Source organism: Bacillus cereus group sp. MYBKT14-1, assembly GCF_051915185.1.
Classification (GTDB): domain Bacteria; phylum Bacillota; class Bacilli; order Bacillales; family Bacillaceae_G; genus Bacillus_A; species Bacillus_A cereus.
Genome location: NZ_JBQAEF010000002.1, coordinates 438,524 through 458,359, shown reverse-complemented (window position 1 = coordinate 458,359; position 19,836 = coordinate 438,524). Strand labels below are relative to the sequence as shown.

The following is a 19,836-nucleotide window of genomic DNA, read 5'->3' as shown; positions in this document are numbered from 1 at the left end:
GAGGTGAAGCAATGGATATTACAATTAGTGGATTAGAAAAGACATTTGGAAAAATACAGGCGTTAAAGCCGTTGCAGATTGTAATGAAACAAGGGGAATTCACTACACTTTTAGGACCTTCGGGGTGTGGGAAAACGACTTTGCTTAGAATGATAGCAGGACTTGAAGAACCGGATAAAGGAGAAATATATTTTGGAGACCAGTGCATGTATTCTGCTGCAAAAAAGATAAAGACATCTCCTCATGAACGGAATATCGGTATGGTATTTCAAGATTTTGCTTTATGGCCGCACATGACTGTTTTTGAAAATGTTGCATTTGGTTTAAGAGCTACAAAGCAAACGAATCAATTGCGAGAAAAAGTAGAAGATGCGATAAAGCGAGTTCGCCTGCAAGGTATGGAGAAAAGGTATCCACACGAACTTTCTGGTGGACAGCAACAACGTGTCGCATTCGCTAGAGCAATTGTAACAAAACCTCATTTTATTTTGTTTGATGAACCGCTAAGTGCACTCGATGCAATTTTGCGAGAAGAAATGAGAATAGAGCTTATGGATATCGTTCATTCCATTGGTTTAACTGCACTGTATGTCACTCACGATCAAATAGAAGCAATGTCAATGTCAGACCAAATTATTGTCATGAAACAAGGAGAAGTATTACAAAAAGGAACACCGGAAGATATTTATGTGAAACCGTCTCATGAATTTGTTGCCAAATTTGTTGGTAAGGCGAATTGGCTTGTAGAGGGTGAAAAAATGATTCGTCCAGAGCATGTGAGTTGGACAAAAAATGATGTGTGCGAAATGTATACAGGTGAAATTCAGCATGTTACATATGTAGGAGAACGTTATGAAGTGAAAGTAAATATGGGGACTTTAGGCATCTGGACAGCCTATCACAATAGTAAGCTAAGCATCGGTAAACCAGTATCGTTATATGTGCCAAAAAAATGTATTCATCATATAGGGGGAGAATCGTATGAAGAAATTCAGTTCGCTTAAGTCTTTATTTGTATGTACTTTATTATTTTCGGCTGTAGTAACAGGGTGTAGTTCAAAGACAGGCAATGCAGATGCGAAAAGTAAAAATACGATTGAAAAGAAAATTGTTGTATATAGTGCAGGGCCAAAAGGGTTAGCAGAAAAAATTCAAAAAGACTTTGAAAAGAAAACTGGTATAAAGGTGGAAATGTTTCAAGGGACAACTGGTAAAATTTTAGCGAGAATGGAAGCTGAAAAGAAAAATCCAGTCGTTGATGTAGTCGTACTTGCATCATTACCAGCGATGGAAGGATTAAAGAAAGAGGGTCAAACGTTAGCTTATAAAGAAGCGAAACAAGCTGATAAGCTGCGTTCTGAATGGTCAGATGATAAAGGACATTATTTCGGGTATAGTGCTTCAGCATTAGGGATTGTGTACAATACAAAAAATGTGAAGACAGCGCCTGAAGATTGGAGCGATATAACGAAAGGAGAATGGAAAGGGAAAGTGAATCTTCCAGATCCAGCACTTTCAGGTTCAGCTTTAGACTTTGTAACAGGATACGTGAAAAAGAATGGACAAGATGGATGGAATTTATTTGAGCAGCTTAAGAAAAATGAAGTTACAGTAGCAGGAGCAAATCAGGAAGCGTTAGACCCAGTTGTAACAGGTGCGAAAGATATGGTCATTGCGGGTGTTGATTATATGACGTATAGCGCAAAAGCAAAGGGTGAACCTGTTGATATCGTATATCCAAAGAGCGGAACAGTTATTAGTCCGCGTGCAGCGGGGATTATGAAGGATAGTAAAAATGTTGAAGGTGCAAAAGAGTTTATTAATTATTTATTATCCGATGATGTACAAAAACAAGTTTCTAAAGCGTATTTATTGCCTGGTAGAACAGATATAAAAGCTGAAAATAGACCAAATGTAGAAGAGATTCCAGTATTAAATATTGATTGGAAAACAGTTGAGAAAGAGCAAGATGAAATAGGAAAACAATTTAAGAAAGTATTTCAATAAGATGGTGATTCCATGGTAAATCGATTCGTATCAGTAAGACAAGTTGGAATGACGGTAGCATTATTACTTGTGGCGATGTTAATCGTCATTCCCCTTTTTCTTATTTTATTTTCTAGTGTATATGAAAATAGCAGTTGGAATTTTTTAAAGCCTTTTGAAGTGATGCAGAGTGGTGGATTAGCGGGAATTTTTCTAAATTCGATGCTTCTAGGTGTACTCGTTGTAATAGGAGCTACAATATTTGCATTTCCATTGGCGTTTATTATGAGCAAAACAGATGTAGGAAAGTATAGTAAGTTAGATATTGTTTTTATGATTCCATTTATGACACCGCCGTATATTGGATCGATGGGCTGGATTTTGTTCATGCAACCTAACGGCTATTTTGAACAATTTTTCCCGATGCTAAAGACAGTTTCATCAACGTTTTTTAGTTTAGGAGGTATGGTATTAATTATGAGTCTGCATTTATTCCCATTCCTTTATTTCATGCTGAAAAACACGTTACTTCAGATTGGGAGTAGTAAAGAAGAAGCTGCAGCAGTTCATGGCGGAAGTTTTTTCTATCGTTTAAGAAAAATAATATTGCCGTTATTAGTATCAAGTTATGTAATGGGTGCTTTACTCATTTTCGTAAAGACGATTGCTGAATTTGGAACACCGGCTACATTCGGACGTAGAATAGGATTCCACGTGTTAACATCAGAAATCCATAAATTTATTTCGAGTTGGCCAATTGATTTTAGTAGTGCAACAGCATTATCTTCTTTATTACTTAGTGCTTGTATGCTTATTTGGTATATGCAAAATGTATTGAATCGAAAGTATTCATATGCAATAGTTAGTGGAAAAGGTGTGAAATCTAAAAGATATACTTTGTCTATATTTACGCGCGTTGTAGCATGGATGTATGTAATTGGTTTATTAATCGTATCAATTGGAATTCCATACTTTTCTATACTTATTGCTTCTTTGTCAAAATTAAGAGGCGGCGGTTTACATGTAAATAACTTTACAACAAGCCATTATGAGGCATTGTTTACAATGGGATCTCCGGGATTAGAGGCTTTATGGAATAGTTTTCTTTTTTCACTCGTAACAGCGATTATCGCGGTAATGATTGGAGTCTTTTTGGCACTTATGATTCGAAAGGGGAAAAAAACCTCTGAAAAATGGCTTGATATGTGCGGTATGTTACCGAATATGGTACCAGGAATCGTTATGGTTGTAGGTCTTATTCTATTTTGGAATTCACCATATATGCCTATGTCAATTTACAATACACCAGTTATGGTTATCGTAACGTATGTTGTGCTGTTTTTACCTTACACGGTGCAATATGTAAAATCATCACTCGGACAAATTGATGATTCTCTCATGCAGGCAGGAAGTGTTTTTTCTGGAAATTATATTTATATTTTTAGAAAAATAATATTGCCTCTTATTATCCCAGGCATTCTTACTGGATGGGCGATGACATTTACAATTTCGATAAGAGAGTTAGTAGCATCACTTCTCGTATTACCTCCATCAGTAGAAACGTCAGCAACGTTTATTTTTGCTCAATTTGAACAGGGTGAAGTATCTATAGGCATGGCGATGGCCGTTGTTTCTGTTGGACTTACAACAATATGCTTATTACTGCTACAACATATGGAGCAAAAACGAAAAGGGGGAGTATGATGAGAGTGGAAGTATGGGGAGGAGCAGGAGAATACGGTCGCTCCTGCTATTTTGTAAAAAATAAAGAGACGAAAATATTATTTGATTGTGGTATTAATCGATCTTATGAGGATAGTTATCCAAAAATAGAGAGAGAAGCTGTTCCATTTTTAGATGCGGTATTTTTATCACATATTCATGAAGATCATACGATGGGTTTACCTTTATTAGCGAAGTATGGATATAAGAAAAAAATTTGGACGACTCGTTATACGAAGGAGCAACTGCCGTTATATTATGAAAAATGGAGAAACTATAATGTGATGCAAGGGTGGAATTTACCTTATAGCGACCAACACATAAAAGATTTAAATTATGTATGTATTGATGAGATTAGCAATCCAAATGAATGGGTACAAATTACTCCTACATTGCGGTTTCAATGGGGATATAGTGGGCATGTATTAGGAGCTGTTTGGTTTTTAGTTGATATGTGTAATACATACGTATTTTATTCAGGCGACTATTCAGCAGAGTCTAATATACTACGAGCTAATTTACCTGAGAAATTGGGCCACAATATAAAAGTTGCAATTGTAGATGCCGCTTATCACACAGAGGATGTTTCGCAAAATGAAAGATTAGACAATCTATGTGCAGAAATTGAACGAGTTATGCAAAATAAAGGAATAGCATTATTACCGCTGCCACAACTTGGTAGGGCACAAGATATAGTATTGTATTTATATGAACGATATAAAGAATTTCCGCTTATAGTAGATAAAAAAATTTTGGCTGGATTTGAAGAGATGTTCGTATATAAAGATTGGATAAAAAATAATGAAGAATTTAAATGGATTATGGAGAGTTTAAAAAGAAACATAATAGTGATGGATAATGACATTAGTATGCAAAATAGTTACGGAATAGTTGTAATGAGTGATGCGAATATGCAAACGAAACGAGCGCAGTTATATTATGAACAACTTCGGAATGAAAAGCGAAATGCCGTTATTTTTACTGGGCATATTGCGAAAGGGAGTTTTGCAGAAAAAGTTATGAAAGAGTATGTAGGTAAAGAATGTAGGGTGAAGCGAGTTCCATATAAAGTTCACCAAAGTATAAGAGACGTTAAAGAGATGTTAAATACATTATTACCAGAACATACGGTGCTAGTGCACGCTTTGAAAGAGGATACGGATCGATTACAACAAAAGCTAAGTTCAGCAGGATATGAAAATGTATATTCACTTGCAATGGAACGTATAGAAGTCATTTAAAATGCAAAGGGGATAGGTATATGAAAAAAGTATTTGTATTCGTAAGCATTTTCTTTTGTTGTTTCCTTTATAACGTTAAGGAAGGATTTGCTGCTAGTCCAATGAAACCTAGTTTTGAAGTAAAGTTATTATTGAAGCCAGAACAAGTATTAGGTGATAACAAAGAGATGAAGCAAGAGGTACTAAAACATTTCCAGGCTGGTACAAAATATGAAAGAATACAAGTGCAATTTTTAGATACTGCAAATAAAAGTTTAAGCGAGGAAGGTTGGTTTGCTAGAATTCGAAAGAAAGAATTTAGTAAAGATTTTGAACTAACATATAAAAAAAGATATCCTATTCCAAATGGTGTAATTCAAGATGCACTAGAAGTAGCTAAAAAAGAAGGATTCGATAGTAATACGGATAGTTATGAGGCGGAAATAGATTGGGGATTTGAGAAGAAAACATTAAGCATTTCAAATAAGAAAAGTTACAGTGCTAAAGGATATGGAATACTTGATTTACCAAATAAACAAGCTGCTCAAAACATGTTAATAGAAAAATTACCAGGGAAAATGAACAAATGGTTATATACAAATTGGGGAGAAGAGATGTTAAAGAATTCCCGTATTTACGGTCCTGTATTAATGAAACGATATACAGGAGAGTTTGAAAACATAAAAGCAAATATTGAAATTTGGCCATTAAGTAATACAGGAAAATTAGAAGATGACTTCGTAATAGAAGTGTCATTTAAAACAAATGAAAAAAGTATTGCGACAAAACAAAGGGAATTATTAATGGCGAGTTTAGAGAAAAAAGGCTGGTTGTTACCGAAAGATAGTTTGAAGACAGAGCTTATTTTTCAGTAAATAGTAAAAAGGAATCCATATACCATGGATTCCTTTTTATATATGAGTATTAAGCTAAATCAGCTGACACGAACATATCACTATTTTGAAGGTTTTTAGAGCGTAAACTATAAGCAATTACCTTCTTTTTATATTGTTTTACAACATCAACATGCTCTTCATGACTATAAATATAAAATGTAAAATCTTTTTTACCACGTTTTGCATGGATAATTAAAGGCGTACCCTCATTGTGTGGTGGTGCATAATAGCGATCTAAAAATAAACCTTCGTTAAAATCATGAATAATTTTTGATTTCTGTTCGCCTTCTACGTTATTTCCGTGAATTGTAATAGTCACATTCTCTTCTTCAAGTTGTGGATGTGTTTCGTACTTGCTAATAATGGATTCAATAACAGTGTTAGGAAGGCTAGAAACGATAATTTTAAATGCTCCAAATACAACTAACATTACAATAAACCAAGTCGTCATAGTATATCATCCCCTTTATTCTATTTAATAATATAACTCATATGGTAATAGTACATATGGTGAAGTTTTGTATAATTTGTGAAAAATATGCCATTTTCACGAACGATATGTTAGAAAAATCAATTTTGTTACAAAAAGTTGAAATCGAAGTATTTTAAAAGAAAAAGGTTTATAATAAAAATATAACTAATAACCACATTACTAATTATAAGGAAGTGTAACTATGAGTACTGTAGCAATCGTATATGGTATTATTCTTTCCACAATTATTGTTTTGTTTTTCGTTGGGGTTTCACGTTATATTCATAAATGGAAAGAAGGCGTTGCGAAATTAAATCACATTGAAGAAGAACTTAGTGATTTAATGTTACATCATGGTAAGTAAACATTTATTTTTTAACTAAACAATGTGAAGAATATCACAAAACGTGCTTTCCTAATGAAGGCATGTTTTTTTTGTTGTTTAAGAAAAGAAGTATTTTTGTATAAATAATCTAATTATTACTTAAAAAGGGAAATTTATTTAGTATAATATATAATATGTTTATTTTAGGGGGAGTATCATGAGGGGATTAAAAGTTGTTGGAATTATAGCTGGAATTACTATAGTAGGCTGTATAGCTTTCTTTTCAGTGAAGGAATATGTCAATTCCAAAGAAGACTCTAATTATGTGCTAAATTACATAAAAGAACATAAGGATGATAAAACAACTTCTTTAATTGTTAAAAGAAATGGTGAAACATTGACATCAATAAATGAAAAAGAAAAATTACCGCTAGCAAGTATGTCGAAAATCGTTATAGCAATTGAATATGCTAAGCAAGTAGCTGAAGGGAAAATAAGAAAAGACGAGAAAATTTCATTGAAAGAATTAGAAAAATACTATGTGAAAAATACTGATGGTGGTGCACACCCTGCATGGCTAGATGATGTAAAAGATAAAGAGTTAGTGAAGGGTGGTCAAACTTCTTTAGAAGAAGTAGTGAAAGGAATGATCCATTATAGTTCGAATGCGAATGCATCATATTTATTGGACAAGCTTGGAGCAGCGCGGATAAATGAAAGTTTGAAAGAGTTAGGCTTAAATAGTCACGATGAATTTTATCCAACGTATACAGGGGCATTATATATGAGGGGCTATGTTGAAAAAGAACTGCATATTCCTCAAAATAAAGCATTGGACAAGCTACGTAATATGTCTAATGATGAATATGTTAAGCATGTATGGCAAATACATGAATGGATGAAAGACGAGAAAGAATGGACAAAACGCGAGATATCGTTAAAAGCCGATATGGATTTTCAGCGTATTTGGTCAGATCGGTTTATAGGTGCAAATGCGAAGGATTACATGAGTTTATTGGAAAAGATAAATAGCAGAAATTATTTTACACCACAAATGCAAGGTGAGGTTGAGAATATATTTAAAGGAACCGTAGGAGAGGGTATATTCGAATTTGCTGGACAGAAAGGTGGTTCTACGGCATTTGTATTAACAAATAGTTTCTATGGTACTGATAAAAAAGGGAATAAGATTGAGATTGTCTTTATGATGAACAATTTGAGTGAAAAAGCATTTGAAAAACTTCTAAGTAATATGGATTACTTTATTCGAGATATTGTCATAAGTGAGGAATTCAGAAATAAATTATAATGAAATAATTTTATTATGTAAACAAAAGAGCGCTTATGCAAAGTGCTCTTTTGTAATACAGGATTTTCTAATCTTATTATTGAATATAAATTGAAAATAAGAAAGGAGGTTGAAAAATGACAACAATATATTTCGTTCGCCATGCCCATTCTACATATACAAAAGAAGAACGGGAACGACCTTTATCTGAAAAAGGGCACTGTGATGCAGAAAATGTAACACATTTATTAAAAGATAAACATATTGATGTTGTTATTTCTAGTCCGTACAAAAGAGCAATCCAAACTGTACAAGGAATTGCGAATACATATAAATTATCAATACAAACAGAAGAAGATTTGCGTGAAAGATTATTGAGCACAGAGCCGGTATCAAATTTTAATGATGCTATGCAGAATGTGTGGGAAGATTGGAGTTTTGCATACGAAGGTGGAGAATCGAATGATATCGCACAAAGGCGCGCTGTAATATGTATACAAAATATATTAAAAAAATATGAAGGTAAGAATATTGTAATAGGTACGCATGGAAATATTATGGTATTACTAATGAATTATTTTAATTCGAAATATGATTTGGAGTTTTGGAAAACACTTCATATGCCTGATGTGTATAAATTAAATTTTGATAAAAATCGTTTCATTTCTGCTGAAAGAATAGAGAAAACAGGTCATCGGTTAAATATTTTGTAAAAGTTTATCAAAAAAAGAGGAAAGAGAGAAGTTATTGTAGAAGTATGACTTTGTAACATAAAAAATATATGTTAAAGGAGGCTGTTTACATGTTTGAGAAAGAGAAAGAAGGGCTTATTGAAGTTCAAAACGTATATGAAATTGCACCAGAAGATGGAACAATCATTGGTATGGCAACGGAAGAAGAAATGGAAATTGCTGCTGAACTAGAGTTACAGTACTATGCCCATTCTCGTTTGTTAGAAGCAAATATTCAGTTAGACGGTTCCTCCTACAAAGAGTTACTTCAGGAGTTCCAGGAGTACGAAAGAAAATCAATGAGCTTTTGGCGAGCGATACATAAACGTTTAGCTGTGCCATGGGCGTGGGTACTACGTATTGATGTTGCGAATGGCCCTATATATGTAAGTAATGGAAGTTCATATTACGAAGAAATCGATGATGAAGAAGATTATGAATAGATAAGTAAGGAAGCAGCTTTAGTTGCTTCCTTTTTTTATTTGTAAGAAATGAATCGCCTCAATAATAATATCTGGTCGATCATTTTCTATACCGTGACTAGCATGTTCGGCAAGAATATATTGGCTGTTAGTTGAGAGGTGTAATTGTTCGTGAATTAGTTCTTGCCACATTGCTTCAAGTTGTGTTGCTTCCTCTTTTGGCATGCCACCATTAGTCAATTGAGTAATAGAATATTGAGGATCTCTACCGATAACGATTAATGGTATTTCTAATGTTTTACATAGCTCTTTTAGTGAGAGAGCACAGTTTTTCCACTCCGATAGTTCAGAAGCTGTCGCTTTATATAATGAAGGCGAGGTAGAGAATTCAATTTGCTGTTTTGATTGATCGGTGAGAATAGGTTTTAGTTCGTTATAAAGTGTGTCTACATCCATTTTTGAATACATATTATATTTTTGAAACCAAACATCATCAGAATCAGTTTGATCAGAAATTGGTAAATGAAGTTCATCTAAACGGTGTAAGTTCATCGAAGTAGAATCAACTAAAATAAGTGCTTGCAGCTTATCTTCATGTAACATCGCAAAATGTTGTGCACATAATCCTCCATAGGAATGACCGATTAGAATAAATGGTTCTTGAATAGCTAGTTTGTTTAGTAACATATGTAGCTCTTTTGTAACTTGCCTTATTGTACGCGGCTGATTGCCTAAATCACTTTTTCCGTAACCTGGGCGATGGTATGAAACAACTGTAAAGTGCTCTGAAAGCTTTTCTATAATAGGAAACCAATCATAAAATGAGCAAGTCATTCCGGTTTGAATGACTACAGTTTGTTTACCATCTCCTTTTATATGTACTTCTATATTTTGCCCCATTATTTCTACAAATTTATGAATGTTAATTCCTCCTAAGCTTGAAATAATTTTTGACAAGCAAAAACGATACACCAAACACCTATACCAAGTAGGACAGATGTACTAAGTGTAAATGAATTTTTTAAACCAATATAGACAATAAATAATAGTAGTGCTGATGCGGGGAATCCATATAATACCCCTAAAGCAAATTGACTCAATTCTTGTTTATTTCCGCCTTCGAATGAAATCCAAAATAAACTAAGTAAACTCACGAGAGGAAGGGCAGCAATAAAGCCACCTATCGTACTGTAATGTTTAGCGACTTCAGTGATAACGCCGATAATAAGTGCCGAAACGATTATTTTAACGAGGAAATGCATATTTTGCCTCCTTCGCTAATAAGGAAAATGCTTTTTCAATTAATTGTTGTTCTTCTGTTGATAACTGTGATTCTAATATTTTTATCTTTTCTTTATCTAGTAAAGTATGTTTTTCTAATACTTCAATTCCTTCAATTGTTAATGTAAGGTTTACCACTCTTTCATCTTTTTTATTTCTCTCTTTAACGATGAAACCCTTTTGAATAAGGCGTTTTATATGTTCAGATGCTGTGTTATGAGAAAGACTAAGCTCAGTAGCGACTTTTCCAATTGTTATATCTTTCTCACGAGAAACGATTTGTAAAATACGAATTGCTTGGTGGGAAAGGTTGTCCTCGTATTCGTATCGTAAGTGATAATAAATGCTCTCCCAATGTTGATTAATGTTGTACATAATAATAAATCTCCTTTTTATATCGTATAGTAAGATATATTCGTGATTTCAGAAATAAAACCCTTTTATTTGGATAAAAAATGTTGAAAAAGTTTATTTTTATTGAAATATAAGGTAATCTATGTGTAAAGGTATACATTTAGCAAGAGAGAGGATGATAGCTGTGAATACATTCAAATGGATTAGTCATGAACAGATGTATGTAGATGAAATACATGTTGAAAAATGTGGTCCTCTTTCAGTCGGCGTATATGGGGGAAATCAAGAGAGTGATGCATATGAACGAGGAGATGCGGTGCTGGCTTGGTGGGATCCTGAATTACAATTTGAATTTGTTATGATTTTTGATACACATCACAAAACAAAAAATATAGATTATATAATAGAAGCGATTTCGGAAAGAAAAGAAAAACTAAAAGAGTTATTCTCATATCCAATACATTTAGCTTTCCATCATACACATATGTACTTATTAGCGTTATTTACAGATGAGTTATTTATTAAAAAGTGTGATCAAGATGATGAGGAACTCGCTTGCTTAATTTGTTTACGAAAAGGCGAATTTTTATATTGGTTATCAGTTGGTGATTGTTTCGCGTATTTATTCCATTCTGAGAAAACGAAAAATGGAAAAGGACGATTAAATAAACGGAAGAATTACGAATATATTGGCAGGAAAAATATTTTTGCAGCAAATACACCTTGCTTTACGTCAGGTGTAAGAGGATTAGAAAAAGGAATGAATCACATTGTAATGGCAACGGACGGTATTTTAGAGTGTGACAAACGAAGGTTTGATGATGATCAATCTTTAGTAGAAATATTACACGACGGAAATAGCTTGCAGATTGAGCCCGTATTAACAAATGTACTGCAGTGGAAAGGTAGAGACTGTGCCACGATTATTGGATGGTCTATTGATACTGATAATAAACAATGTGCTAATTAATATAAAAGGAGTTCAAGGTTTTTATCCTTGAACTCCTTTTTGTTAAGCAATATGGATGTGATATGTTTTTAACCATTCATTTACTTGTAGCATATACTCCATGGCACTTCTTGCTTCAAAATTGTTAATCTCTTTATTACTTTGATCAGCAATTGAAAGTAAGATGGAATGGTTAATAAGTGAGAAAATAGGATTGTTTTTATTGCTACACATATCAAGTGTTAAATTACGGATTGTTTGTAAGTAGTGTGGATCTTGTGAAGTTGGATAAGCGCTTTTTCTTCTATTACGTACATCGTCAGGTAAAGCTGGTTGTAGTGCTCTACGTAAAATGCCTTTTTCAATATTATCAATACTTTTTATGTTGAAAGGAACATTCCATAAATATTCAACTAATCTATAATCGCAAAACGGTACACGAACTTCAAATCCAACAGCCATACTCATACGATCTTTACGGTCAAGTAAGAAAGGAAGGAATCGTGTTAAAAATAAATAAAACATTTGGCGTTGTTTCGCGGATTTTTTACTTTCCCCTTCAAGAGTAGGTACTTCAAGTATCGCTTCTTGGAATCGTGTATCAATATAGTTTTCTAGATTACATTGGTTACTTACTTCATTTAGTAGAAGAGGAGATGTATTTTTCCAATTTGTTAGCCAAGGAAACTTATCTACATATAGTAATTCTTCTTGATGAAACCAAGGGTATCCACCGAATACTTCATCAGCCGATTCACCGGATAAAGCTACGGTCGCATCTTTTTTCATTTCGCAAAATAGTAAATATAGTGAAGTTTCCATTTCACCAGCACTCGGTAAATCTTTCGCATGAAGGGGAACGAATAAGTGATTTGCTAATTCTTCAGCATTCACAATAATATCATGATGCGCTGTCCCGACATGTTCAGAAACGCGTTTTACCCAAGGAGCGTCTAAACCAGTGCGAGCAAATGTCAGCTCGAAATCTTTTGCACTATTTACAAAGTCAACGGAATACGTATGAAGTGTTTTATTTTCCGCAGCAAATTCTTTACCCGCAAGTGCAGTAATACCGCTAGAGTCTAATCCGCCTGATAACATACAAACGAGAGGAACATCGGCAATTAATTGTCTTTTTACTGTATCTTGTAAAATAGATAAAATATGCGAAGATGTATCTTCTATAGAGTCTGTATGGAACTTACTTTCTAAATTCCAATACTTCGTAACTACTTTTTTATGACGTGTAAATGTTATAGAATGTCCAGCACGTACTTCTTGAATATGTTTAAAGACGCCACATCCTGGAGTGCGAAATAAGCCTAATCCAAATATTTCATTTATTCCACCCGCATCAAGTTCAGCAGGGACAGATGGATGCGCTAATAATGCTTTAATTTCAGAGCCGAAAATAATACTGTCATTTCTTTCTGTGTAAAAGAGTGGTTTTACACCTAAATGATCTCGTGCTAAAAACAATTGTTGCTTCTGATCATCCCATAAGGCAAAAGCGAAAATTCCGTTTAAATATCGCACGCAGTCTTCTTTCCATTCTAAATAAGCATGTAGTAATACTTCTGTATCTGAATGGGTTTCAAATGCATGCCCACATTTTTGAAGCTGCTCTTTAAGTTCACGGAAATTATAAATTTCTCCATTATAGGTAAGAGCATACGTATAATCACCAGCACGGAATGTCTTCGGCTGTGTCCCGCCTTCTGGATCAATTACAATTAAACGCCGGTGTGCAAAGGCCGCATGAGGTGAAAACCAAAATCCTTCAGCATCTGGACCACGATGCTCAATACTATTTGCCATCTTTTTTAAAATAACATGTTGATTTGAAAGGTCTTCCTTCCAATCTACCCAACCTGTAATTCCACACATACACATCTCATCTCCTAAATTAAAATAGTAGATTAACGAAATAAAATGTACACTAAGTTAAAAAGTGACTATATAAATAGTGTACTACATGAATTAAATTACAGACTTGAGAAAATTTTCTTTGAACGCATAGTTATGTGAGACAATGGCTAAGGGAAAGTATTCCATTACATACAAAAAATAAAAAGATGAGAGAAAAAATTTTCTCAGACGTTATATAGGGTGTAAAAGCTTTTACAAAACAATAAGGGGAATCGCTACATGAAATCAAATGAGAAAAATTTTATAAAAAGATTACAGCGGCAAAAAGAAGACGCGTTAGAATTTGTTGTCGATACATACTTACCACTCATAAAGGGGATCACGCATAAAGTTCTACTTCCCATTCAAAATGATGGACTCGTAGAGGAATGTATAAACGATATATTTCTTTCCATTTGGAATAACGCAAATAAATTTCATGGAGAGCCGAGTGATTTTAAAAAGTGGATTGCAGCGATTGCAAAGTTTAAAGCAATTGATTATTACCGGAAATCGACTAAAACGGTAGAAATCATTTCAGATGAGTTTCATATCAGTACAGAAAAATCAGCAGAAGACGAATTAATCGTTATGGAAGATAGGGAAGAATTATTGAAGCTCATTAATCAATTAGAACCGCTAGATCAAAAGGTGTTCATTATGAAATATTTACTTGGTATGAAGACAGAGGAAATAGGTGACAAGTTAGGATTAACTCGGGCAGCAATTGATAATCGAGTGTACCGTGGGAAAAAGAAACTACAACAAAATGCTACGAATATTAGTTTTGGAGGTAGTGCAATATGAAAGACATTTATGAACTATTAAATGATATTGATATAGACGAAAAAGAACTAGAAGAAATTGAGGCTTCTGAAATTGAAAAGGAAAAAGTAAAACGAAATGTAAAACAATCGATACGTACGAAGAAAAAGATGAAAAGTTGGAAAAAAGGTGTGGCTGCTGCATCTATTTTAGTAGGATTATCAGTTGCAACACTCGGTATCGGATTTCCTACATATGCGGGGGGATTGCCAATTGTAGGGGACATATTCCGATTTTTAGATAATGGTAGAACAGGGTTATATGAAAATTATAAAGAATTTTCGACTGAGTTGAATATGACGAGAGAGAGTAGTGGAGTTAAGGTTACAATTAATGATGTAATTTCTGATGGCAGAACATTATCTATAACGTATTCACTGGAAAGTGAGCAGGACTTAGGGGAGGATCCTATCATATTAGGGGGATTGGATATAATGGACGCTCATGGTAGTTCAGGCAGTGGTAAAATGACTAAAGTTAATGAAAAAAAGTATGTAGGTATGGTAACAACGACGCATCATGATAGCAATAAAAAGGACAAAGTAAACTTTAGATGGAATATAGAGAGAATAGAGATGCCAGATAGGAAAAAATCAATACAAGGTAATTGGAATTTCGCCTTAACTGTAAAATCAGTGGATAGTAAAGAGAGAACAATTGGTGGGAGTTCGGAAAAAGAAGGTATAAAAGCAAATATGGAAAAGGTCGCAATATCGCCAGTTTCATTTATTCTTTATTACAATCAAGAGGTTTCTAAGGGCGCGAGGAAAGAATGGGATAGTGTAGATGTTGAATTGACGGTTAAGGATGATTTAGGGAATATTTATTCGGGTGAAGGAAATGGGGGAAGTGGCAACGATCCTTACAATATCCATTGGAGTGCCACCTTCCAAAAACTAAACGAAAATGCAACAAAGCTTATCGTTACACCTCGTGTGCACTTGCGAGTACATACACCTGAAAATCATGGTGGAGTAGAGTATGTGAATGGGAAAGAGAAGAAAATAGAAGTGCCGAAAAAAGAAGCGAAGAGTAAAGATATTGTGTTAGATGATATCGTCATTGATTTAAAGAAATAAAAGAGAGACTGCCTAAAACCATTTAGGCAGTCTCTTTTTCGTTAAGAACTAGTAACGAGTAGTGCATGCGGATGCTGCGTTTTATATTCATCTTTCCACGGAATGTTTAGTTGTTCCCATGATTCGCCGCTATCATTGGATTGAAAGACGCCATTGTTATTTAACGTGTAGAACGTATGTGGTTCGGCTTCGTTTGTAGCAAACATCGAAATGACTGTACCGATTGCAGATGGTAGTCCTTGTTGTACTTGCTGGAAAGGAGTATCTTTCGTTTTTCGATAAATATAAGACTCATAAGGGATACGATGATGAGCGAGATCAGCACTTGGCGCGGCAGAAACGAGAATCGTATCACAATCAGCTGGATCAATAGCCATGCTGTATAAATAATGATGTTCAAGTCCTGCACTACATGAGATCCAGCTGTTTCCATTGTTATAACTCTCAAGATAAGCACGATCAGGTCCGCCCATAAATCCGTCACCACATGATGCATAAAGGCGATTTGGTGCTTCAGGGTGCATAAGTAATTGATGAGCATCGATAGGAGCACCGAATTTTTTATCAATCCATGTATGCCCTTTATCATTACTTTGAATAACAGCACCAGCTTCGATTGAAACGTGTATTGTATTAGGGTTGTTTGGATCAACTGTAATCCAGCGTACGTGATGGGTAAAAGGTCTAGGCGGGAAAGCCCATGTATAAGAAGATAATAATGATTTCATATTTTTAAGTTCAGTCCACGTTTCACCACCATTTTCAGAGCGAAATAAAGCGCTCGGTTCTGTGCCGACATAAACGACCCCATATCCGTTAACTTGTTCATTTGAGCTTATTGTTATGGAAGTGATAGAGGAGTGCAAAATACCATCTTCTTTAGGGAAATCAAAGTAACGATAAGAATCTCCAATTGGTCTCCATGAATCCCCACTATCGTCACTTAACCATAGACCTCGTCCAAATGTTCCGCAATATACACGATTCTTTTGAAATGGATCAACAGCGATACAGGTAGGTTGCATATTTTGTAAGTGATAAGTCGTTTCATAGTTATCATTGTGTTCTTTCACTACAACAAGTTCACGTTCCATACAGAGAAATAAACGTTTCATTTAAGTAACCTCCTTAAAAATTCTTTCATTAGTAAACAATATGAAAATAAAAAAGAAGTAGTCTTGTTTTATTTGAGAAAAAGGGATTGTTTAAAAAATAGCGAAGTGTGTATACAGAGGAAGCGGGCGTTTACAATCAGTCGATTCGGGATAAACACGGGGAGTTTGTTTCATACTAACATACAGATATTGTACTTAAAGGAGTATAAGTATGGGACATTCGCATGATCATGGTCATTCAAAAAATAAAAAGGCGTTACTAATTGCCTTCCTACTAACAACAAGTTTTATGATTGCAGAAGTTGTTGGGGGATTTGTAACAAATAGCTTAGCACTACTATCTGACGCGGGGCATATGCTAAGTGATGCAGTATCTTTAGCTTTAAGTTTACTTGCGTTTAAACTCGGAGAAAAAACAGCAACAACTGCGAAAACATACGGGTATAAGCGAGTCGAAATGTTAGCAGCATTATGTAACGGTGTCGTTCTTATTGTCATTTCGGTATACATTTTTATTGAAGCAATCCGTCGTTTTAAAGAACCAGTTGAGATTGCTAGTAATGGGATGCTCATTATTGCAGTCCTTGGTCTGCTTATTAATATTTTATCAGCTTGGATATTAATGAGAGGCGGAGATGTGAAAGGTAATTTGAATTTAAGAAGTGCTTTCCTACACGTACTAGGCGATCTATTGGGTTCCGTCGGAGCGATCATTGCTGCGTTACTTATTAAATTTTTCGGATGGACTGCTGCAGATGCGATTGCTAGTATTCTTGTGTCTATTTTAGTCATTATTAGTGGATGGCGTGTAACACGTGATACGGTTCATATATTAATGGAAGGTGCACCACAGCACATAAATGTTGAAGAGGTAAAAAGTACGTTATTAAATATTCCGATTGTCAAAGAAGTTCATGATTTGCACATATGGTCTGTCACATCAGATTTTCAAGTATTAACATGTCATCTTATTATTAAAGGGAATGAAACGCAAAGTGTATTAAAAGAGGCTACGTATGTATTAAAGGAGAAGTTTCATGTAGAACATGTCACCATTCAAGTAGAAATAGATGGTGAATTTCATCACGATGAGACAACTTGCAAAGTATGAAAGAAAAAGGATAAGAAAAAGTGTCATAACATTTTTCGCACGGCATACATATATATAATGTGGCCACAAATACTTTGCAAGGTAAATATTTCATGAAATTACTTTACTTATAAAGAGTCATCTTTTATAATCAAAAGTGGTAATTGATAAAGATTATCATTTTCAATGATCGTAGAAAGGAGTTTTTTAAAAGATGAGTAGTCAACTCCGTTTTGCTGTTGAAAATCGTAAGAGGCATTTAATTGATGAGTTAATTGGAGCAGGTGTGTTTAAGATTCGCGACCGACAATTATACGAGCTGTCTTTAGAGGAATTGGAAAAAGAGTACGAAGATATGGAAGATTATATAAATGTTCAGGCGTAGCTATATAGATTAGTAAAAGGAGAGCTGGTTACGATTTTGTGTAACCAGCTCTCTTTTTATTTCGTAGAAATTATTTTTTGTATTTCTTTCATGGGACGGAGCCAGTTTTGAATCATTATTTGTTCCATTTGTTTTTCTTCCTGCTTCTGCAATGCTTGAATGATAGAGTGATGTTCTTCAATAGATTGACTTGCTGGAACAAAGTTTTGGAAAAACAAATATTCAAGACGTAAAACGTGAAGTTGCATATTTTCTAGAAAGGGTTCAATATATTGGTTTTTAGCAATAGAAGAAATTGTATTGTGGAATTGTATATCTAATTTTAAAGCTTGTTTTGCGTTTTTTTTCTCTATAGAGTGTTGAAAATGATCATTTATTTCAGAAAGTATTTGAATATCAGCGTCTGTAATGTTTTGAAGAGCTTGCTTTCCTATAATAGAGTGAAGACCAGCCATCGTTTCATAAATGATAGATACGTCGTCTAACTTAATAGGAGCAATTTTCGTTTTTTGCCCTGGTACCATTTCCACTAATCCAGAAAGCTCTAATATTTGAAGTGCTTCCCTTACAGGTGTTCTGCTTACTCCTAGTGCCTCAGCCAATTCCCCATCATTAATTTTTTCATTGGGCTTCAGTACACCTTCAATAATCCAATTTTGTAGTTGATTTAAAACGAGTGATTTTGCTGAAATTCTTCCTGGTTTTTTATAATTTTGAGGGACAGGCATAGTGAATTCAATCCTTTCATTGTATATTTTCCTTTTTTGCATGAACAAGCTTTAATTTTTGTTTCCCTTCATCCGGTTTTTGGCTTAAGATGAGCACCATTACAATGACACAAAAAGCGCCTAATAACTGAAAAGATTGAAATGGCACGTGCAATATAAGTACAGAAGAAATAATAGCTGCGAGTGGTTCTGTGCAACCAAATAATGTTGTTTCTTTCGGAGTCAGGTATCGTATGCTGTCTAAGTATAAATAAAAGGCAATAAGTGTCCCGAAAATGACGACAAATATGATGAGCGGTAGGGTACTTAGTTTTACATATTTCATAGTTGATAATAAAATGAATTCGTTTGTAGAAATAAAGTGTACAATCGTTACACCAATACCCCCAATAATCATGCCCCATCCAACGATAACGGAGGAAGACCATTTTTCTAACAATTCCTTTGAATATAAACTATAAAAAGCGAGAGATAATCCAGATAAAATACCCCAAATAATAGCTGGTGTAGAAACAGCCAAGTTATGAACAGACCCGTTTGTTAGTAAGAGAAAAGTGCCTACTAATGAAAGGGTAATTGAAATGAAATCAATTTTTGATGGACGAACGTTCCATTTGAAAAGTAAGTATACAGTGATGAATATAGGAGCTAAATATTGTAATAATGTTGCCACGGCAGCATTTCCCTCTTTAATTGAAGCGAAATACGTATACTGTACAGCAAGCATACCGAATAGACCAAACAAAATCATTTTAATAGCATCAGATTTTTGTTTCCAAATGCCAAATATCTCTTTTTTTCTCGTTCCGAATGAGGAAATAATGAGCAAAATAATTCCAGATATAAGTAAACGGATCGTAACTAACCATTCGGTTGAAACATTGTCATATTGAAAAAGCTGTTGTGCAGCTGTACCAGACAAGCCCCATAAACAAGCACCGATTATGACCATTATAATTCCTTTTAATCGATTTGAATCCATATGATTTAAAATTCTCCTTTCTAAAAATATAAATTGAATACAATATGCAATATATCACAGAATAACTCGTTAATAAAC

At 34.3% G+C, this 19,836-nt stretch carries 23 protein-coding genes; 15 read left to right on the top strand and 8 right to left on the bottom strand.

Features of this window, described 5'->3' with window-relative positions:
- Window positions 1-11: 11 nt before the first annotated feature.
- Genes ACTFO4_RS08850 through ACTFO4_RS08830 form a run of 5 tightly spaced genes read left to right on the top strand, consistent with a single transcriptional unit; the run spans window position 12 to window position 5,803 of the window.
- On the top strand, window positions 12-1,004 hold the full coding sequence (locus ACTFO4_RS08850; RefSeq protein ID WP_440013433.1) for an ABC transporter ATP-binding protein: 993 nt from the start codon (window positions 12-14) through the stop codon (window positions 1,002-1,004).
- Window positions 982-2,007, top strand: coding sequence for an extracellular solute-binding protein (locus ACTFO4_RS08845; protein ID WP_440013434.1), 1,026 nt, complete (start codon window positions 982-984; stop codon window positions 2,005-2,007). The genes ACTFO4_RS08850 and ACTFO4_RS08845 overlap by 23 nt, the downstream gene beginning before the upstream one ends.
- A 12-nt stretch (window positions 2,008-2,019) precedes the next feature.
- A complete protein-coding gene (locus ACTFO4_RS08840) occupies window positions 2,020-3,690 on the top strand; it encodes an ABC transporter permease (RefSeq protein ID WP_440013435.1) in 1,671 nt (556 codons plus the stop codon).
- Window positions 3,687-4,949 (top strand): MBL fold metallo-hydrolase, encoded by a 1,263-nt coding sequence (locus ACTFO4_RS08835; protein ID WP_440013436.1) that lies wholly within the window; start codon window positions 3,687-3,689, stop codon window positions 4,947-4,949. The genes ACTFO4_RS08840 and ACTFO4_RS08835 overlap by 4 nt, the downstream gene beginning before the upstream one ends.
- A 20-nt stretch (window positions 4,950-4,969) precedes the next feature.
- Entirely contained in the window at window positions 4,970-5,803 is an 834-nt protein-coding gene (locus ACTFO4_RS08830) for a hypothetical protein (RefSeq protein WP_440013439.1), read from the top strand.
- A 49-nt stretch (window positions 5,804-5,852) separates the two neighbouring features.
- On the opposite strand, the gene ACTFO4_RS08825 is transcribed toward ACTFO4_RS08830, so the two are convergent.
- Complete coding sequence (locus ACTFO4_RS08825) at window positions 5,853-6,275, bottom strand: YfmQ family protein (protein WP_440013442.1); 423 nt, start codon at window positions 6,273-6,275, stop codon at window positions 5,853-5,855.
- 41 nt (window positions 6,276-6,316) lie between these two features.
- Here ACTFO4_RS08825 and ACTFO4_RS08820 point away from each other — a divergent pair, with 41 nt between their 5' ends.
- The 5 genes from ACTFO4_RS08820 (at window position 6,317) to ACTFO4_RS08800 (ending at window position 9,083) form a co-directional block, all read left to right on the top strand.
- Window positions 6,317-6,433, top strand: coding sequence for a multidrug transporter MatE (locus tag ACTFO4_RS08820; protein WP_440013443.1), 117 nt, complete (start codon window positions 6,317-6,319; stop codon window positions 6,431-6,433).
- 65 nt (window positions 6,434-6,498) lie between these two features.
- Window positions 6,499-6,660: a hypothetical protein gene (locus tag ACTFO4_RS08815; RefSeq protein ID WP_000108701.1), complete on the top strand. Its 162-nt coding sequence runs from the start codon at window positions 6,499-6,501 to the stop codon at window positions 6,658-6,660.
- 178 nt (window positions 6,661-6,838) lie between these two features.
- On the top strand, window positions 6,839-7,930 hold the full coding sequence (locus ACTFO4_RS08810) for a serine hydrolase (RefSeq protein WP_001214672.1): 1,092 nt from the start codon (window positions 6,839-6,841) through the stop codon (window positions 7,928-7,930).
- A 116-nt stretch (window positions 7,931-8,046) separates the two neighbouring features.
- A complete protein-coding gene (locus tag ACTFO4_RS08805) occupies window positions 8,047-8,622 on the top strand; it encodes a histidine phosphatase family protein (protein ID WP_044306862.1) in 576 nt (191 codons plus the stop codon).
- Window positions 8,623-8,711: 89 nt separating this feature from the next.
- Complete coding sequence (locus tag ACTFO4_RS08800) at window positions 8,712-9,083, top strand: hypothetical protein (protein ID WP_000461779.1); 372 nt, start codon at window positions 8,712-8,714, stop codon at window positions 9,081-9,083.
- Between the two features lie 18 nt (window positions 9,084-9,101).
- Here ACTFO4_RS08800 and ACTFO4_RS08795 read toward each other — a convergent pair whose 3' ends face one another.
- The 3 genes from ACTFO4_RS08795 to ACTFO4_RS08785 are packed head-to-tail and all read right to left on the bottom strand — an operon-like array spanning window position 9,102 to window position 10,718.
- A complete protein-coding gene (locus ACTFO4_RS08795) occupies window positions 9,102-10,034 on the bottom strand; it encodes an alpha/beta fold hydrolase (RefSeq protein ID WP_002179077.1) in 933 nt (310 codons plus the stop codon).
- A complete protein-coding gene (locus ACTFO4_RS08790; protein WP_000545608.1) occupies window positions 9,995-10,324 on the bottom strand; it encodes a DUF3147 family protein in 330 nt (109 codons plus the stop codon). Before ACTFO4_RS08790 ends, ACTFO4_RS08795 begins: the two co-directional genes overlap by 40 nt.
- The gene (locus tag ACTFO4_RS08785; RefSeq protein ID WP_000282376.1) at window positions 10,308-10,718 is read right to left on the bottom strand and encodes a MarR family winged helix-turn-helix transcriptional regulator; all 411 of its coding nucleotides are present in this window, start codon (window positions 10,716-10,718) and stop codon (window positions 10,308-10,310) included. The genes ACTFO4_RS08790 and ACTFO4_RS08785 overlap by 17 nt, the downstream gene beginning before the upstream one ends.
- Before the next feature lie 121 nt (window positions 10,719-10,839).
- Between ACTFO4_RS08785 and ACTFO4_RS08780 the strand changes: the two genes are divergently transcribed.
- Window positions 10,840-11,667, top strand: coding sequence for a protein phosphatase 2C domain-containing protein (locus tag ACTFO4_RS08780; protein WP_002040904.1), 828 nt, complete (start codon window positions 10,840-10,842; stop codon window positions 11,665-11,667).
- Window positions 11,668-11,709: 42 nt separating this feature from the next.
- On the opposite strand, the gene asnB is transcribed toward ACTFO4_RS08780, so the two are convergent.
- Window positions 11,710-13,533, bottom strand: coding sequence for an asparagine synthase (glutamine-hydrolyzing) (asnB, locus tag ACTFO4_RS08775; protein ID WP_000333931.1), 1,824 nt, complete (start codon window positions 13,531-13,533; stop codon window positions 11,710-11,712).
- Window positions 13,534-13,794: 261 nt separating this feature from the next.
- On the opposite strand from asnB, the gene ACTFO4_RS08770 reads away from it, so the two are divergent.
- Together ACTFO4_RS08770 and ACTFO4_RS08765 are read left to right on the top strand one after the other, a co-directional pair.
- Window positions 13,795-14,361 carry a sigma-70 family RNA polymerase sigma factor gene (locus tag ACTFO4_RS08770; RefSeq protein ID WP_326234739.1) on the top strand — a complete coding sequence of 189 codons (567 nt, stop codon included), beginning with the start codon at window positions 13,795-13,797 and terminating at the stop codon, window positions 14,359-14,361.
- On the top strand, window positions 14,358-15,458 hold the full coding sequence (locus tag ACTFO4_RS08765) for a DUF4179 domain-containing protein (RefSeq protein WP_098771273.1): 1,101 nt from the start codon (window positions 14,358-14,360) through the stop codon (window positions 15,456-15,458). The genes ACTFO4_RS08770 and ACTFO4_RS08765 overlap by 4 nt, the downstream gene beginning before the upstream one ends.
- Window positions 15,459-15,499: 41 nt before the next feature.
- Here ACTFO4_RS08765 and ACTFO4_RS08760 read toward each other — a convergent pair whose 3' ends face one another.
- Window positions 15,500-16,573: a WD40/YVTN/BNR-like repeat-containing protein gene (locus tag ACTFO4_RS08760; RefSeq protein ID WP_098591905.1), complete on the bottom strand. Its 1,074-nt coding sequence runs from the start codon at window positions 16,571-16,573 to the stop codon at window positions 15,500-15,502.
- Between the two features lie 211 nt (window positions 16,574-16,784).
- Between ACTFO4_RS08760 and ACTFO4_RS08755 the strand changes: the two genes are divergently transcribed.
- Window positions 16,785-17,684: a cation diffusion facilitator family transporter gene (locus ACTFO4_RS08755; protein ID WP_000510034.1), complete on the top strand. Its 900-nt coding sequence runs from the start codon at window positions 16,785-16,787 to the stop codon at window positions 17,682-17,684.
- 193 nt (window positions 17,685-17,877) lie between these two features.
- Complete coding sequence (gene fbpA, locus ACTFO4_RS08750) at window positions 17,878-18,048, top strand: Fur-regulated basic protein FbpA (protein WP_065212093.1); 171 nt, start codon at window positions 17,878-17,880, stop codon at window positions 18,046-18,048.
- Window positions 18,049-18,104: 56 nt separating this feature from the next.
- On the opposite strand, the gene ACTFO4_RS08745 is transcribed toward fbpA, so the two are convergent.
- Together ACTFO4_RS08745 and ACTFO4_RS08740 are read right to left on the bottom strand one after the other, a co-directional pair.
- On the bottom strand, window positions 18,105-18,776 hold the full coding sequence (locus tag ACTFO4_RS08745; protein WP_440013449.1) for a GntR family transcriptional regulator: 672 nt from the start codon (window positions 18,774-18,776) through the stop codon (window positions 18,105-18,107).
- Window positions 18,777-18,792: 16 nt separating this feature from the next.
- Window positions 18,793-19,758: a DMT family transporter gene (locus ACTFO4_RS08740; RefSeq protein WP_000378077.1), complete on the bottom strand. Its 966-nt coding sequence runs from the start codon at window positions 19,756-19,758 to the stop codon at window positions 18,793-18,795.
- Window positions 19,759-19,836 lie beyond the last annotated feature (78 nt).

Excerpts from the sequence above, each read along its gene's own strand:
- ACTFO4_RS08810 (WP_001214672.1), top strand. The coding sequence starts at position 6,839 with ATGAGGGGATTAAAAGTTGTTGGAATTATAGCTGGAATTACTATAGTA.
- ACTFO4_RS08770 (WP_326234739.1), top strand. The coding sequence starts at position 13,795 with ATGAAATCAAATGAGAAAAATTTTATAAAAAGATTACAGCGGCAAAAA.
- ACTFO4_RS08845 (WP_440013434.1), top strand. The coding sequence starts at position 982 with ATGAAGAAATTCAGTTCGCTTAAGTCTTTATTTGTATGTACTTTATTA.
- ACTFO4_RS08830 (WP_440013439.1), top strand. The coding sequence starts at position 4,970 with ATGAAAAAAGTATTTGTATTCGTAAGCATTTTCTTTTGTTGTTTCCTT.
- ACTFO4_RS08790 (WP_000545608.1), bottom strand. The coding sequence starts at position 10,324 with ATGCATTTCCTCGTTAAAATAATCGTTTCGGCACTTATTATCGGCGTT.
- ACTFO4_RS08820 (WP_440013443.1), top strand. The coding sequence starts at position 6,317 with ATGGTAATAGTACATATGGTGAAGTTTTGTATAATTTGTGAAAAATAT.
- ACTFO4_RS08800 (WP_000461779.1), top strand. The coding sequence starts at position 8,712 with ATGTTTGAGAAAGAGAAAGAAGGGCTTATTGAAGTTCAAAACGTATAT.
- ACTFO4_RS08780 (WP_002040904.1), top strand. The coding sequence starts at position 10,840 with ATGTGTAAAGGTATACATTTAGCAAGAGAGAGGATGATAGCTGTGAAT.
- ACTFO4_RS08785 (WP_000282376.1), bottom strand. The coding sequence starts at position 10,718 with ATGTACAACATTAATCAACATTGGGAGAGCATTTATTATCACTTACGA.
- fbpA (WP_065212093.1), top strand. The coding sequence starts at position 17,878 with ATGAGTAGTCAACTCCGTTTTGCTGTTGAAAATCGTAAGAGGCATTTA.
- ACTFO4_RS08740 (WP_000378077.1), bottom strand. The coding sequence starts at position 19,758 with ATGGATTCAAATCGATTAAAAGGAATTATAATGGTCATAATCGGTGCT.
- ACTFO4_RS08850 (WP_440013433.1), top strand. The coding sequence starts at position 12 with ATGGATATTACAATTAGTGGATTAGAAAAGACATTTGGAAAAATACAG.
- ACTFO4_RS08825 (WP_440013442.1), bottom strand. The coding sequence starts at position 6,275 with ATGACGACTTGGTTTATTGTAATGTTAGTTGTATTTGGAGCATTTAAA.
- ACTFO4_RS08805 (WP_044306862.1), top strand. The coding sequence starts at position 8,047 with ATGACAACAATATATTTCGTTCGCCATGCCCATTCTACATATACAAAA.
- ACTFO4_RS08755 (WP_000510034.1), top strand. The coding sequence starts at position 16,785 with ATGGGACATTCGCATGATCATGGTCATTCAAAAAATAAAAAGGCGTTA.
- ACTFO4_RS08765 (WP_098771273.1), top strand. The coding sequence starts at position 14,358 with ATGAAAGACATTTATGAACTATTAAATGATATTGATATAGACGAAAAA.
- ACTFO4_RS08840 (WP_440013435.1), top strand. The coding sequence starts at position 2,020 with ATGGTAAATCGATTCGTATCAGTAAGACAAGTTGGAATGACGGTAGCA.
- ACTFO4_RS08815 (WP_000108701.1), top strand. The coding sequence starts at position 6,499 with ATGAGTACTGTAGCAATCGTATATGGTATTATTCTTTCCACAATTATT.
- ACTFO4_RS08745 (WP_440013449.1), bottom strand. The coding sequence starts at position 18,776 with ATGCCTGTCCCTCAAAATTATAAAAAACCAGGAAGAATTTCAGCAAAA.
- asnB (WP_000333931.1), bottom strand. The coding sequence starts at position 13,533 with ATGTGTGGAATTACAGGTTGGGTAGATTGGAAGGAAGACCTTTCAAAT.
- ACTFO4_RS08760 (WP_098591905.1), bottom strand. The coding sequence starts at position 16,573 with ATGAAACGTTTATTTCTCTGTATGGAACGTGAACTTGTTGTAGTGAAA.
- ACTFO4_RS08835 (WP_440013436.1), top strand. The coding sequence starts at position 3,687 with ATGATGAGAGTGGAAGTATGGGGAGGAGCAGGAGAATACGGTCGCTCC.